Genomic DNA, 13,722 nt, shown 5'->3' with positions numbered 1-13,722 from the left:
GGTAAAGCTTTTTTGAAAAAATGTCTATATAGGAAGTGAAGCTATGAAAATCGGATGTATTCAATTAAATGTCGGCTTTGGCAAAGTAGATGAAAACTTTGAACGAGCGGAACAATTTATTCGTCAGGCTGCACAAGGTGGCGCTGAAATTATCGTCTTACCTGAAATGTGGAATACGGGCTATGCACTTGAAAAGTTGCCAGAGCTAGCAGATGAAAACGGCGAGCGTACGCAAGCGTTTTTAAGTAAATTAGCGAAGGAGCTAGCTGTCCATATTGTTGGAGGTTCAGTCGCTATCCGTGTTGGCGAAAAATTTTTTAATACGATGTATACATTTAATAAGGAGGGCGAGCTTGTTGGCGAATATAGTAAAGCGCATTTATTCCGTCTAATGGACGAGCATTTATATTTGCAGGCAGGGGATAAAATGAACCGCTTTGCTTTAGGAGATGTTGAGGCAGGGGGTGTCATTTGCTACGATATTCGTTTCCCAGAATGGTTACGCTCCCATGCGTTGCAAGGCGCAAAAGTGCTATTTGTGCCAGCGCAGTGGCCTACGCCGCGTATTGACCATTGGAAAACGTTGCTGCAAGCACGAGCAATTGAAAACCAATGCTTTGTTATTGCGGTCAACCGAATTTCGCGTAAAGTAGAAAACTTCAATGGACAATCAATGATTATCCAGCCTTGGGGCGAGGTGCTGTGGACAGGTGCAGCTGATGAGGAGCTTGCCATTATCGATGTTGATTTTGCCATTGTAGATGAAGTACGCACACGTATACCAGTTTACGATGACCGCCGACCAAATTTATATGAAGAAGTAGTGAAAAACTAGCCAGAAGTCAATTTCTGGCTAGTTTTTTGTTTTTGTGTGTAGAAAGTACTCATAACTTTTAAGTTATCTATTTAATAGTATTTTCAACGATAAATAAAATTAATGATTGTGTTTTTGAAAAGAACATTTTATAATTAATTTCAGCAAAAGGACAAAATAAACGCTGTATATCAGTGTTTTATTGTATTTTCACAGTGTACAAATGTATAACGCCACAGGAGGGTACGGGAATGAAAAAAATTATTGTCACAGGTGCACTTGGTCAAATTGGTTCAGAGTTAGTGGGGAAATTACGTACAATTTATGGAACAGATGCTGTTTTAGCGACGGATATTCGCGTAGCGCAGCAGGATGGTCCATTTGAAATATTAGATGTAACAGATGGTAAGCGCATGCATGAGCTTGCCAAGGAGTTTGGCGCGGACACAATGATTCATATGGCAGCATTGTTATCAGCAACAGCAGAGAAGAACCCTCTGTTTGCTTGGAACTTAAACATGGGTGGCTTAATGAATGCATTGGAAGTATCACGTGAGCTGAATTTGCAATTTTTCACGCCAAGCTCGATCGGTGCGTTTGGTCCATCGACACCAAAAGATAATACGCCGCAGGATACATTACAGCGCCCAACAACGATGTATGGTGTCAACAAAGTAGCGGGTGAATTGCTATGTGATTACTATTTCACAAGATTCGGCTTAGATACGCGCGGTGTTCGTTTCCCAGGCTTAATTTCTTATGCGACACCACCAGGTGGGGGCACAACAGATTATGCGGTTGATATTTACTATAAGGCGATTGAAGAAGGGAAATATACATCTTATATTGCAGAAGGCACGTACATGGATATGATGTATATGCCAGATGCATTGCAAGCAATTGTTGATTTAATGGAGGCAGACGGTTCTAAATTAGTGCACCGTAATGCATTCAATATTTCAGCAATGAGCTTTGAACCTTCACAAATTGCTGCAGAAATCAAGAAGCATATTCCAAGCTTTGCGATGGAGTATGATGTAGACCCTGTACGTCAATCGATTGCAGACAGCTGGCCAAATGCGATTGATTCCTCTGCGGCAAAGGCGGAATGGGGCTTCAATGCAAAGTATGATCTTGCATCAATGACGGTGGATATGTTAGATAAATTGAAAAAATAAATGAGAAAAAGCTCTGAAGTTGATTTCGGAGCTTTTTCTGTCTGTTAGTTAGTTTTTTGAAGCCTCAACTAAAGCCTCAATTGTTACCCAATCATTATTTGTAAGAGCATCAACAATCTTACTGCCAACAATGACGCCATCGCTAAAGCTGGCGAATTTTTTGACGTGCTCAGGTGTAGAAATGCCGAAGCCGGCTAATACAGGGATAGTGCTTGCCGCTTTCAATTTAGCAAAATGGGCTTCTAGCTCATTTGCAAAATTGCTGCGTGCGCCTGTAATGCCGTTAACTGTGACCGCATAAATAAAGCCTTCACTCGCCGCAGCTAATTTTTCAATACGTTCCGCAGGGCTTGTTAAAGAAATGAGCTGAATTAACGCAATTTCCTCTTGCTGTAGTGCACTATAAATAATGTCACGCTCCTCCAACGGCATATCCGGGATAATGACACCGTGGATGCCCGCACGCTTAGCATCACGAGCGAATGTTGCTGCCCCGTACGCTAAAATAGGATTTAAATAGGTCATCGCAACAAGTGGCACAGTAATTTCCTCAGCAAAGCTTGTTAGTGTAGCTAAGACTGATTTTAATGTAGTGCCATTTTGCAATGCGCGCTGTCCTGCAAGCTCAATCGTCGGTCCATCCGCTACAGGGTCTGTAAAAGGGATGCCGACTTCAATGGCTGTTACACCAATTGCCTGCAAGCGTAAAATGGTTGTTTTTAAAGTTTCTAAGCCGCCATCTCCAGCCATAATATATGGAACGAACGCACGGTCACCACGTGCTAAAACTTGCTCAATCGTTTTTTGAATCATGCGTCTGTTCCTCCAATCGTATCAATTAATGTATGCACATCTTTATCGCCACGACCTGATAAACAAACGACCATGATTTCATCGGCTGCCTTCGATTTCGCAAGCTGTGCAGCATAGTAAATAGCATGGGCGCTTTCTAAAGCGGGTAAAATGCCCTCTGTTTCAGCAAGCAATTTAACGCCTTCTAAAGCCTCAGCATCTGTTACACTTTCATAAAGTGCGCGGCCAATATCGCTTAAATAACAATGCTCAGGTCCTACTCCTGGATAATCTAGCCCAGCTGAAATGGAGTGTGCCTCCTGTACAAAGCCATTTTCATCCTGCAATAAGTACATATATGCGCCATGTAACACGCCTTTTTGTGCGCCGTAAATTGCTGCCGCATGCTTGCCTGTTGCAAGACCTGCACCAGCAGCCTCAACCCCAATTAATTGCACATTTTCATCCTCGACAAATGGATAAAACATGCCAATTGCATTACTGCCTCCACCAATACAAGCGATAACGCTATCTGGTAAGCGACCTTCCTGTGCCACGATTTGTGCACGTGTTTCATCACCAATGACACGCTGGAAATCACGGACAATTGTAGGGAAGGGATGTGGTCCAAGCGCTGAGCCTAAAATATAATGCGTATCCGCCACATGTGTTACCCAATGACGTAAAGCTTCATTTACCGCATCCTTTAATGTAGCAGAGCCTTTTTCAACTGCCACAACTTTTGCGCCAAGTAACTCCATACGGAAGACGTTCAATGCTTGACGCTTCACATCCTCTGCCCCCATATAAACAATGCATTCTAAATCGAGCAATGCGCAGGCTGTCGCTGTTGCGACACCGTGCTGCCCTGCACCAGTTTCAGCTACGATTTTCTTTTTACCCATACGCTTTGCTAGCAATGCTTGCCCAATTGCGTTATTAATTTTATGTGCCCCTGTATGATTTAAATCTTCACGCTTTAAATAAATTTTCGCACCACCACATTTAGCTGTTAGGCGCTCTGCGAAATAAAGAGGTGTTTCACGCCCTACATATTGCTGCAAATAATATTGAAATTGCGCTGAAAATTCAGGGTCATGTTTTGCTTCCTCATAAGCTTGCTCCAGCTCCAAAAGTGGAGTCATCAATGTTTCAGGCACAAATTGTCCACCGTATTCACCGAAACGTCCTTTTACAGTTGTCATTATTTAGCTCCTTTCGCATTACGAATAAATGCTTGAATTAATGTGGAATCTTTTATACCATCTCGTTCTACACCGCTTGATACATCGACTGCTGCGGGATGAACAAATTGAACGGCCTCTGCAACATTAGCTACCGTTAAACCACCTGCAACAATTACCTTTGAGTTTGGAATATTTGCTTCCTCTACCAAAGACCAATCGAATGTATGCCCGCTACCACCACGGAAATCTGTGCCTGGTGCATCGAATAAGTAATAATCTACATTAAAAGCTGCTGCCTTTTTTACATCCTCTGCATCACGTACCGAAAATGCCTTTAATGCAGGTAAGCCAACTTGCTGAATAAAGTCATTCGTTTCATCGCCATGATATTGAATGTAATCAAGTGGAACTGTCTTAGCAATAGCACGAATTGTTTCTACATCTGCATTAACGAATACACCAACCTTTTTCACGTTAGCAGGGATCAATTTAGCAAGTTCAATTGCCTCCTCCACTGAAATGCGGCGTTTGCTTGGTGCGAAAACAAAGCCGATGAAATCTGCGCCTGCTTGCACTGCTGCTTCAACATGCTCAGATGTTTTTAAGCCACAAATTTTGACCTTTGTTAATGGAATTTGCAATGCTTGTAAATCTGCTACTACATCGTTGCTACGCATAAGGGACTCGCCAACGAGCACAGCACGTGCACCAGCCTTTGCTACTACCTCTACATCCTCAGGTACCCAAATACCACTTTCACTAATAAAGACGATGTCGTTATTTGTTAAATGCTGCGCTACCTCTGCTGTTTGCGCTAAGTCTACCTCAAATGTTTTTAAATTGCGGTTATTAACACCGACAATTTTCGGGTTGATTTTTAATGCGCGTGCTAGTTCTTCAACATCATGTACCTCTACTAAAACATCAAGCCCTAAAGACGTTGCATAAGCATATAACGAAGCAAGCTCCTCATCCGTTAAAGCTGCCACAATAAGTAAAATAACCGATGCCCCAGCAGCCTTTGCATAATCGATTTGCACTGGATCAATGATAAAATCCTTACACAATAAAGGAATATCAACAGCTCGTGCCACAGCATTTAAATCAGCGAAAGAGCCTTTGAAAAATTTACTTTCTGTCAAAACAGAAATACAAGCAGCACCTGCAGCTGCATAAGTCTTTGCTTGCTCAACGGGCTCAACATGTGTCGCAATATCGCCCTTTGAGGGGGAGGCACGTTTCATTTCAGCAATAACCTGTACAGTCGTTGTTTGACGCAGATGTTCATAAAGAGAAGGGCGCTTTGCCGTTGCGATAAAATTAGGCTCTGTTGCACGTAAGCTATCTAATTCTGTTTTTTTATGGTCAATAATTTTCGTTAAAATGGTCATTGGACACCCTCCTTGTGCTGTGAATAGGCAACGACAGCCTGTAGCTTTTCTAAAGCACGACCTGAAAAAATGCTATCCCTAGCCATTTCAATACCTTCTTTAATTGATAGTGCGGAGCCATATGCAAAGAAGCCGATGCCGGCATTAAGTAATACAGTATCTAAGTAAGCACTTTGCTGACCATTTAATAAATCGAGCAAAATTTTTGCATTTTCCCGTGCATCTCCACCGCGAATTGTTGATAAGGGCATGGTACGTAAACCAACGTCTTCAGCGCGTAATTTAAATGGGATAATATCACCTCGGTCAAGCAATGCAAGCGTGTTTTCTCCCTCTAGTGAAGCTTCGTCCATTCCTTGTGTGCCCGAAACAACAATTGCTCGCTCTCGACCTAGCATATGCAAAACCTGTGCATAATCTGTCGTAAAATGCGGACGATTGATGCCGACAAATTGCGTCTTTAGAGGGACAGGATTCGTCAAAGGCCCAACTAAATTAAAAATTGTTGGTTTGCCAATAGAACGACGGATTTCACCGATACGCTTTAATTTCGGATGCATATTAGGTGCATGTAAAAAAGCGATGCCATGCTGCTCAAGTAATTCGGAAGTTTCCTCAACAGAAGGGAGCAGGCGAATTTGCAATGCCTCTAAAACGTCAGAACTGCCAGCAGCGCTCGATATTTTGCGATTGCCATGCTTGGCAACAAGCAAGCCCCCACCAGCGAGGACAAAAGCGGTCGTTGTGCTAATATTAAAGCTTTGTAGACCATCACCGCCTGTGCCACAGTTATCCATATAAATTCCTTCTGGTACATCAATTTTCAGTGCATTATCACGCATAATGATTGCAAGACCTGCTACCTCTTCCGCCGTTTCCCCTTTCTTGCTTAAGCCAATTAAAAAGTCAGCGATATCTTGAGCAGGAGTTGTCTCATTGAAAACAAGCGCTGCTGCCGCCTTCATTTCTTTAAGTGGTAAGCTTTCATGATGATTAATTTGCGCCGTGTATTGTTGTAATGACATATGACTTATCCCTCCACCGTAAAATCAATTTGTCCATTAAAACCGATATAGCCTAACATTGCTGGCACGCTTTTTACCGCTTCTGCTAATGCGTCGATTGAATGGGCAGAAGGGGGGAGCTGCCCATTCTGTGCCCATTCGTTTACCGTTGGAATTGCTGTTGTAATCACTCCATCTTTTACCTTAATTGTGCTACTTGCTGAAGAGCCAATAAGCGTGCTATTCGCAAATTCTACATAATATAAATAGGCAGCTCTTTGCTCTAATCGGAATTTGCGGTAATCCGCAAAAGCCTTGTTCTGAGCGTCTGCTGTAGTTCCATTCATCAATTGCTCAATTAGTGCATCTAAATTAGGTGTTTGCTGCTCGATTTCAATATTTGTATGCACGATAGCAAGCTCGTCAGTTATATGATCAAAAATAATGACCGTATCATATACTTGAAACAGTATCTCATCTTCATGGATATAGCCGATTGCCCCACCCATAAAAGGGTATTCTGTATGCTGTGAAATACGTGGCATCATTTGCTTGAGCGATTGAATTAAGTCGCCATGATGGCTATATGTGACATGGCTAATTTCCTGTAGCGTATCTCCTTTGCCTTTATATGTCTTGCGTGGGTTTGCTCCAATAAAGGAGTAGCGCCCAGTTGTTTCATGCTTTGTGGCGCTTTCCAATAAAAACTTTTGCGTTCCTTGCAGTCTATTAAAAAGTACAATTGGCGTTAAACAATCTCCATTTACTTTGCGAATCGTCGTACGTGAAGTTTTTTGCATTTCATTTTCCTCCTTTTAAAATAAAAAAAGTCCTCTACAAAAGGAATTGTTCCTTTTGTAGAGGACGATAAATACCGCGTTGCCACCTCAGCTTGAAGCCTATTTGCTTCCACTCATGCCCTTATAACGTAGGGAATCCGTCCATCGACAAAAAAGCCGACAGCTCTCCTAAGGCCCATTCACTACTGTTTATGGTGCATTTCCACCCAACATGCACTCTCTCTCACATAAAACAATAGCTACTATTCTTAGTCATCAATTTTTCTCAGCTCAAACTCTACTCATCTCGTCTCTTGGTGGTCGCGCTCCCGCAACCTGCTACCATACCCGAACAAAGATGTAGTGTCATTGTAAAAGGTATGTACAGAAAAGTCAATTAATTCTGATTAAAAAAACTGAATGCTTTAAGCATTCAGTTGAAAAATTCTATATTAAATTTTTAAAGTCAAGTCGTTTGTTCAATGCATACATAATTGGTGCGCTCACTGCTAATACAGTAAATTCGCCTGCCGCCACGAAGAGCCATGTTTCCCAAAATGGTAGCTCTAACACTAAATTTAATTGGTACGCAATAATAAACATTGTAAATGTAAATAAAAATGTATTGATAATCAAACGTGCCCAAATATTTTTGACAAATTTACAAATAAAAATAAAAATGCCTAATGTGATAATTGTATGACCTACACCGAAAATTAAATCGAGCGGTCCAACAGATGATAATAAAAAATTGGAAATAAGTACACCAAGCGTCACACCTACGATATAACGTGGATTAAATGCAACTAAATGGTTAAACATCTCCGCAATGCGAAACTGTACTTGTCCAAAGCTAATTGGTGCAACAAGCATTGTCACTGCGATATACAGTGCCGCAATAATAGCGCTCGTAGCTAAAAATTTGACCTTCATATTCAATTCCTCCTAGTTTTGTTCACGTGGGATGGTTACGAACCACGGTGCATAAGCACAAATAAATATTATAGGTAAATTTTTATAAGATAGCAATAAAAATTTTTTGATCAGCTATTTGTCGAAAAAAATTCATAATTCTAAAAAAACTTTAGTTTAGCGGTTTAAAGCGAAAAATTGTAAGAATATTTGTGTAAATCGTATTGACTATATAGAATACCCCATGTAATATTACGATAATTATCACTTTATTCAAATGAAGCAGGGGGATTTATTGAAAATGAAAAACAAATTAGCATTTTTACTAGTAGCCGTCGTTTTGTTACTAGCGGCATGTGGGACTGGCTCAAACAATGGGTCATCTACAGGTACAGAGGACAAAGAAACATCACAAGATACAAAAAAATATAAAATTGGGGTCACACAAATCGTTGAGCATCCATCGCTTGATGCAGCATATAAAGGGTTTCAGGCTGCATTTGCCGATGCAGGTATTGAGGCAGAATTTATTTATCAGACAGCAAACGGTGACAATAATGCCAATATGTCAATCGCTCAAAAGCTAGTAGGGGATCAAGTTGATTTAATTTTTGCAAACTCCACACCGTCTGCACAAGCAGCAAAAAGTGCAACATCCGATATTCCAATCGTCTTTACCTCTGTAACAGACGCGATTGATGCACAGTTAATCCATTCCATGGAGGAGCCTGGTGGCAATGTTACAGGTACGATTGATTTACATCCAGATACAATTGCTAACACAGTAGCATTTATGAAAAATGAACTAGGTGCGAAAAAAGTTGGGACAGTATATAACTCTGGTGAGCAAAACTCTGTTGCACAAATTGCACAGGTGAAGCAAGCATTAGCCAATGAAGGTTTAGAATTAGTAGAGGCATCAGTAGCGACATCTGCTGAGGTGAAGCAAGCGACAGAATCATTAGTAGGTAAAGTAGATGCGCTTTATATTGTTACAGATAATACAGTTGTTTCAGCTTTAGAATCTGTTATCGATGTAGCGAAAGTGAACAGCCTACCAACAATGGTAGGAGAACTTGATTCAGTAGCACGTGGTGGTTTAGGTGCATATGGCTTTGAATATTATGATATCGGCTATGAAGCAGGGCAAATGGCGATTCAAATTTTACAAGATGGCAAATCACCAAGTGAAGTACCAGCAGCATACCCTGCAAATTTAAAATTAGCAATCAATAAAAGTGTAGCAGATGCATTAGGTCTTGAAATTAAAGATACTTGGAATGCGGAAGTGAAATAATTTTTCTAGGAGATGATTCAGCATGTTTACAGCATTATTTGGCTCGGTGGAGCAAGGAATCATCTATGCAATTATGGCACTCGGGGTGTATTTAACATTCCGAGTGTTAGACTTTCCAGATTTAACGGTTGATGGAAGCTTTGTAACAGGTGCGGCGACAGCAGCGATGATGATTGTGCTCGGCTATCATCCAATACTCGCGACGTTAGTGGCAATTGTTGCAGGATTTATTGCAGGATGCATGACAGGCTTATTACACACCAAGGGAAAAATAAATCCATTGCTTTCAGGGATTTTAATGATGATTGCCTTATGGTCAATCAATTTGCGCATTATGGGATTAACAGCTGACAATACAATTGGTCGCTCCAACATCCCATTATTGAACGAAGAAACGATTTTTACGAAGTTTTATGCATTTTGGAGTAATTTGGGAATCGATGATGCATTAAATAACATGCTAGCAAGCATAGGCATCGCACCACTACCAGCAACATGGGGCATTTTATTAGTTGTCATTATTATTACGATTATTATTAAACTGATTGTCGATTGGTTCTTAAAAACAGAGGTAGGGCTTGCGATTCGTGCAACAGGTGATAATAAGCGCATGATTCGTAGCTTCTCTGCCAATACAGACCGCCTCATTATTTTAGGGCTTGGTATTTCTAATGCACTTGTTGCATTTTCAGGTGCTTTAATCGCCCAATATGCAAAATATGCAGATATCGGGCTAGGTATCGGAATGATTGTCATTGGCTTAGCTTCCGTTATTATTGGGGAAGCCATTTTTGGTACGAAAACGATTTTCCGTACAACATTAGCTGTTGTTGTAGGGGCAATTATTTATCGTATTATTTACGCGATTGCACTACGCATCGATTGGTTAGACACAGGAGATATGAAATTAATTACAGCGGTCATTGTCATTTTAGCTCTAGTTATTCCACAAATAGTAAATAAACGCAAGCAGCAAAAAAGCAAGGCAAAACGCTTAGCAGAGCGGGGAGGTCAGCCACTTGCTTAAATTACAACAAATTAATAAGATTTTTAATGAAGGGACACCTGATGAAAAGGTTGCCTTAAATGATATCAATTTGCACTTAGCGTCAGGTGATTTCGTGACAATTATCGGGAGTAATGGCGCAGGTAAATCAACAATGATGAACATGATTTCAGGCGCATTAACACCAGATTATGGTGTTGTCGCAATTGATGGTACTGATGTTACACGTTTGCCTGAATATAAGCGCTCACAATATTTGGGCCGCGTATTCCAAGACCCAATGGCAGGTACAGCACCATCAATGACAATTGAAGAAAACTTAGCGATTGCTTATTCACGTAATGCAAAGCGTTCTTTGCGCCGTGGTGTAGACCGTGAGCGCCGTGATTTCTTCCGTACATCGCTTGAACGACTACATTTAAATTTAGAAAACCGCCTGAATGCGAAAGTAGGATTATTATCAGGTGGCGAACGTCAGGCATTATCGCTATTAATGGCGACATTTACTAAGCCGGCGATTCTTTTGCTAGATGAGCATACAGCAGCACTTGACCCATCGCGTGCAGAGCTGATTACACGCCTAACTAAAGAATTGGTTGAAGCGGATAATTTAACAACATTAATGGTGACACACAATATGCAGCAAGCTTTAGATTTAGGTAATCGCCTTATTATGATGGACAAAGGCCAAATCATTTTACAAATCGATGAAGAAACAAAACCAGGTTTGACCATTCCTGATTTGATGGCAGAATTTGAGCGCATTCGTGGCGAAAAAATGAACTCTGACCGCGCGTTGTTAGGGTGATATAGATTGCGCAATTTCTATAATTTGTTCAATGACTAAATCGTTTTCCGCATTATCTTTAATAACAAATAAATAATCTGCCTCATTAGATGAGATATTTTCTGATGGGGCTTTTTGCTGTTGATTCAGTACTTGCTGAAAGCTTGAATAACTTTCCCTGAATATATTGGTGCTTCGGTTGCTTGTCTTTACTCTTTGTAAAAGTACTTCCTCTGACAAATCAAAATGTACTAAAATGCGAATGAACTTTTCTTCTGTGAAGAATTCGTTAAATAGCTGCATGCGGCTATTTTTATCACGATTTGCATTGCACACAATAATATGTAGGCTCGTTTGTTCAATGGCATACTCCAGAATGTATTTAGAAAGACCATTTTTTAATGTATTTGTACTTGTTTTAGGAAGCAATTTTTCGTAATACGTATTTAAAAATTCAGCATGGTTATCTTGATCCATAACAAAAGAATTCATTAATTTGTTTTCCAATGCTTTAGCAAACGAGCTTTTTCCACTATGTGTTTTACCAACCGTCATAATAAGTAGACGCTTCATTTTTTCATCTCCAATAAAGAAATTTCCTGGGGAATATTATATAATATTGTCTAAAAAAGGGGAAATGCTAATGATTGTTATGTGTAGAAAAATGCCAGAACAATTGCTATTTTTAGAGACATTGCTGCAAAGAAATGCAGACTTTTATGAGCAATATCAGAGCGTGAATGCGGGATACATAGGAGAGCTTCGAGTAGACCGTGAATGGGCTGATATATTTTTAAAGCAGGAGCATTATCTTTTTCATGATTATCAACTAACAAACAAAGCGAATTTTACGCATCAAATTGACACTTTGTTTATTTGTCGCTCCTTTATTTTATTAATTGAAGTAAAGCATATTGTTGGGCGGCTCGATTTTGAAGAACAGACACATCAATTTATCCGCACTAAAAATGATGGTACGCAAAATGTTTACCGAAATCCAATCGATCAGGTTGAACGCCATCGCCTACTGATGGAAACACTCCTATTACAATGGGGAGTTGAGCTCCCTGTAATTCCAGCTATCGTTGTGACGACTCCCTCATCACACATTGCTACAACGCCACCTCAATATTTGATTTTCCACGTGACTGGCTTACGTACAAAGCTACAACAGCTTTTTGAAAAATATCCTCCTATAATTACAAGCAATCAATTAAGTTACTTAAAGGAACAACTGCTAGCAAGCTATGAAAGAAAGCTGTTTATCAGATCAATTATTCCACCAAACACAATAATGGGTGCATTATGTCCAAATTGTCAGCCTGCTGTCCGTATGCAACATTGGCGTGGCAAAACCTTTCAATGTCCATGCTGTGAAATGCGTGTAAATGATGCAATTTTAAAAGGTTTACGTGATTATAAAATATTAGTGAGTGACAAGATTACAAATAGTGAATTTCGGCAGTTTTTTGGTATACGGGATGTGAAAGTGGCAGGGAATTTATTAGCTCAGCTTAATTTAGAGAGGATTGGAGAACGCAAAAAAAGAGAGTATATGATTCCTAATAAAATAACGTGGAATAAACTCTGAAAAACATGGAATAAATCTCAAAAAACGTGGAATAAACTTCTGAAAATATGGAATAAAACCAAAAAAACATGGAATAAAGCAAAAAACCCCCGTACCAGCGGGGAGGGCACTGAAAAAGTCCAATATTTAAATTAGGCAGTTGAAAGTTCGATTTAATCGAACTTTCAACTGCCCTTTTACTTTATAATAAACATATTAACTTAACTGTATGTAGGTGGTATTTAAATGATTTCAAACCAACAATCGCTCAACCTTAGCCCGTTCATGGCCATATACAATCTTGTTGTGCCAAAAGATAATATGCTTCGCCAAATTAATGACCTTGTAGACTTTACGTTTATTTTGGAAGAATTGAAAACGAAATATTGCCTTGATAACGGTCGCAATGCAGTGCCGCCCATTCGCATGTTCAAATATCTATTACTTAAATCTATCTTTGATTTATCAGATGTAGATGTTGTAGAACGTTCGAAATATGACATGTCGTTTAAATATTTCCTTGATATGGCACCAGAAGAGACTGTGATTGATCCAAGCTCTCTAACAAAATTCCGTAAGCTCCGTCTTCCAGATGAGGGTTTATTAGATATGCTCATTGGGAAAACAGTTGAGATTGCACTCGAAAAAGAAATCATTAAAAGTAAATCCGTTATCGTGGATGCCACACATACTAAAGCCCGTTATAATCAAAAATCACCGAAAGAATTTTTACAAGAGAAAGCGAAAAATGTTCGAAAAGCTGTCTACCAAATAGATGAATCCATGAAAGAAAAGTTTCCACCGAAAATGACTTCTAACGAAATCGAAAAAGAATTGGATTATTGCCGTCAAGTGATTACTGTAATTGAAGCGGAACCACAAATTGCCGAGATTCCTGCCGTGAAAGAAAAGTTAAATGTGTTAAAGGAAGTAGTAGAAGATTATACAGAACAGCTTAGCTATTCAAATGATCCAGATGCGCGCGTTGGACATAAAACAGCTGAT

At 39.9% G+C, this 13,722-nt stretch carries 14 protein-coding genes and 1 other annotated feature; of the genes, 7 read left to right on the top strand and 7 right to left on the bottom strand.

The window, feature by feature from the left end; translation table 11 throughout:
- Positions 1 to 43 precede the first annotated feature (43 nt).
- Together M3Z76_RS10990 and M3Z76_RS10985 are read left to right on the top strand one after the other, a co-directional pair.
- Positions 44 to 835, top strand: coding sequence for a carbon-nitrogen family hydrolase (locus M3Z76_RS10990; protein WP_293926728.1), 792 nt, complete (start codon positions 44 to 46; stop codon positions 833 to 835).
- A gap of 230 nt (positions 836 to 1,065) precedes the next feature.
- Positions 1,066 to 1,992 carry an L-threonine 3-dehydrogenase gene (locus tag M3Z76_RS10985; protein WP_293926729.1) on the top strand — a complete coding sequence of 309 codons (927 nt, stop codon included), beginning with the start codon at positions 1,066 to 1,068 and terminating at the stop codon, positions 1,990 to 1,992.
- 48 nt (positions 1,993 to 2,040) lie between these two features.
- Here the strand turns inward: M3Z76_RS10985 and trpA are convergent, their stop codons facing one another.
- The 6 genes from trpA to M3Z76_RS10955 form a co-directional block, all read right to left on the bottom strand.
- Positions 2,041 to 2,805 carry a tryptophan synthase subunit alpha gene (gene trpA, locus M3Z76_RS10980; RefSeq protein ID WP_293926731.1) on the bottom strand — a complete coding sequence of 255 codons (765 nt, stop codon included), beginning with the start codon at positions 2,803 to 2,805 and terminating at the stop codon, positions 2,041 to 2,043.
- The gene (trpB, locus tag M3Z76_RS10975; protein WP_293926733.1) at positions 2,802 to 3,989 is read right to left on the bottom strand and encodes a tryptophan synthase subunit beta; all 1,188 of its coding nucleotides are present in this window, start codon (positions 3,987 to 3,989) and stop codon (positions 2,802 to 2,804) included. The genes trpA and trpB overlap by 4 nt, the downstream gene beginning before the upstream one ends.
- On the bottom strand, positions 3,989 to 5,362 hold the full coding sequence (trpCF, locus tag M3Z76_RS10970) for a bifunctional indole-3-glycerol-phosphate synthase TrpC/phosphoribosylanthranilate isomerase TrpF (RefSeq protein ID WP_293926735.1): 1,374 nt from the start codon (positions 5,360 to 5,362) through the stop codon (positions 3,989 to 3,991). Before trpCF ends, trpB begins: the two co-directional genes overlap by 1 nt.
- Positions 5,359 to 6,387 carry an anthranilate phosphoribosyltransferase gene (gene trpD / locus M3Z76_RS10965; protein ID WP_293926737.1) on the bottom strand — a complete coding sequence of 343 codons (1,029 nt, stop codon included), beginning with the start codon at positions 6,385 to 6,387 and terminating at the stop codon, positions 5,359 to 5,361. Before trpD ends, trpCF begins: the two co-directional genes overlap by 4 nt.
- Before the next feature lie 5 nt (positions 6,388 to 6,392).
- On the bottom strand, positions 6,393 to 7,166 hold the full coding sequence (locus M3Z76_RS10960) for a metal ABC transporter ATP-binding protein (RefSeq protein ID WP_293926739.1): 774 nt from the start codon (positions 7,164 to 7,166) through the stop codon (positions 6,393 to 6,395).
- Between the two features lie 57 nt (positions 7,167 to 7,223).
- Positions 7,224 to 7,431 (bottom strand) — a binding site (T-box leader).
- A 161-nt stretch (positions 7,432 to 7,592) separates the two neighbouring features.
- Entirely contained in the window at positions 7,593 to 8,078 is a 486-nt protein-coding gene (locus M3Z76_RS10955; protein WP_293926740.1) for a QueT transporter family protein, read from the bottom strand.
- A gap of 280 nt (positions 8,079 to 8,358) precedes the next feature.
- On the opposite strand from M3Z76_RS10955, the gene M3Z76_RS10950 reads away from it, so the two are divergent.
- Genes M3Z76_RS10950 through M3Z76_RS10940 form a run of 3 tightly spaced genes read left to right on the top strand, consistent with a single transcriptional unit; the run spans position 8,359 to position 11,168 of the window.
- Entirely contained in the window at positions 8,359 to 9,354 is a 996-nt protein-coding gene (locus M3Z76_RS10950) for an ABC transporter substrate-binding protein (RefSeq protein WP_293926743.1), read from the top strand.
- 22 nt (positions 9,355 to 9,376) lie between these two features.
- Positions 9,377 to 10,381, top strand: coding sequence for an ABC transporter permease (locus tag M3Z76_RS10945; protein ID WP_293926746.1), 1,005 nt, complete (start codon positions 9,377 to 9,379; stop codon positions 10,379 to 10,381).
- Positions 10,374 to 11,168: an ABC transporter ATP-binding protein gene (locus M3Z76_RS10940; protein ID WP_293926749.1), complete on the top strand. Its 795-nt coding sequence runs from the start codon at positions 10,374 to 10,376 to the stop codon at positions 11,166 to 11,168. The genes M3Z76_RS10945 and M3Z76_RS10940 overlap by 8 nt, the downstream gene beginning before the upstream one ends.
- Here M3Z76_RS10940 and M3Z76_RS10935 read toward each other — a convergent pair.
- On the bottom strand, positions 11,160 to 11,720 hold the full coding sequence (locus M3Z76_RS10935; protein WP_293926751.1) for an AAA family ATPase: 561 nt from the start codon (positions 11,718 to 11,720) through the stop codon (positions 11,160 to 11,162). The genes M3Z76_RS10940 and M3Z76_RS10935 overlap by 9 nt on opposite strands.
- Positions 11,721 to 11,790: 70 nt before the next feature.
- Here M3Z76_RS10935 and M3Z76_RS10930 point away from each other — a divergent pair, with 70 nt between their 5' ends.
- Both M3Z76_RS10930 and M3Z76_RS10925 read left to right on the top strand, forming a co-directional pair.
- Positions 11,791 to 12,738 carry a nuclease-related domain-containing protein gene (locus M3Z76_RS10930; RefSeq protein ID WP_293926753.1) on the top strand — a complete coding sequence of 316 codons (948 nt, stop codon included), beginning with the start codon at positions 11,791 to 11,793 and terminating at the stop codon, positions 12,736 to 12,738.
- A gap of 225 nt (positions 12,739 to 12,963) precedes the next feature.
- Positions 12,964 to 13,722: transposase (locus M3Z76_RS10925; protein ID WP_295656338.1), on the top strand; the 759-nt coding region annotated here is incomplete at its 3' end.

Origin of the sequence: Metasolibacillus sp. (assembly GCF_025291715.1) — a bacterium.
Taxonomy (GTDB): Bacteria; Bacillota; Bacilli; order Bacillales_A; family Planococcaceae; genus Metasolibacillus; species Metasolibacillus louembei.
This window is presented reverse-complemented; position numbering and strand designations above follow the sequence as displayed.

Coding starts and splice junctions, on each gene's coding strand:
- trpB (WP_293926733.1), bottom strand. CDS start 3,989: ATGACAACTGTAAAAGGACGTTTCGGTGAATACGGTGGACAATTTGTG.
- M3Z76_RS10990 (WP_293926728.1), top strand. CDS start 44: ATGAAAATCGGATGTATTCAATTAAATGTCGGCTTTGGCAAAGTAGAT.
- M3Z76_RS10960 (WP_293926739.1), bottom strand. CDS start 7,166: ATGCAAAAAACTTCACGTACGACGATTCGCAAAGTAAATGGAGATTGT.
- M3Z76_RS10930 (WP_293926753.1), top strand. CDS start 11,791: ATGATTGTTATGTGTAGAAAAATGCCAGAACAATTGCTATTTTTAGAG.
- M3Z76_RS10955 (WP_293926740.1), bottom strand. CDS start 8,078: ATGAAGGTCAAATTTTTAGCTACGAGCGCTATTATTGCGGCACTGTAT.
- M3Z76_RS10945 (WP_293926746.1), top strand. CDS start 9,377: ATGTTTACAGCATTATTTGGCTCGGTGGAGCAAGGAATCATCTATGCA.
- trpD (WP_293926737.1), bottom strand. CDS start 6,387: ATGTCATTACAACAATACACGGCGCAAATTAATCATCATGAAAGCTTA.
- M3Z76_RS10935 (WP_293926751.1), bottom strand. CDS start 11,720: ATGAAGCGTCTACTTATTATGACGGTTGGTAAAACACATAGTGGAAAA.
- M3Z76_RS10950 (WP_293926743.1), top strand. CDS start 8,359: ATGAAAAACAAATTAGCATTTTTACTAGTAGCCGTCGTTTTGTTACTA.
- trpCF (WP_293926735.1), bottom strand. CDS start 5,362: ATGACCATTTTAACGAAAATTATTGACCATAAAAAAACAGAATTAGAT.
- M3Z76_RS10985 (WP_293926729.1), top strand. CDS start 1,066: ATGAAAAAAATTATTGTCACAGGTGCACTTGGTCAAATTGGTTCAGAG.
- trpA (WP_293926731.1), bottom strand. CDS start 2,805: ATGATTCAAAAAACGATTGAGCAAGTTTTAGCACGTGGTGACCGTGCG.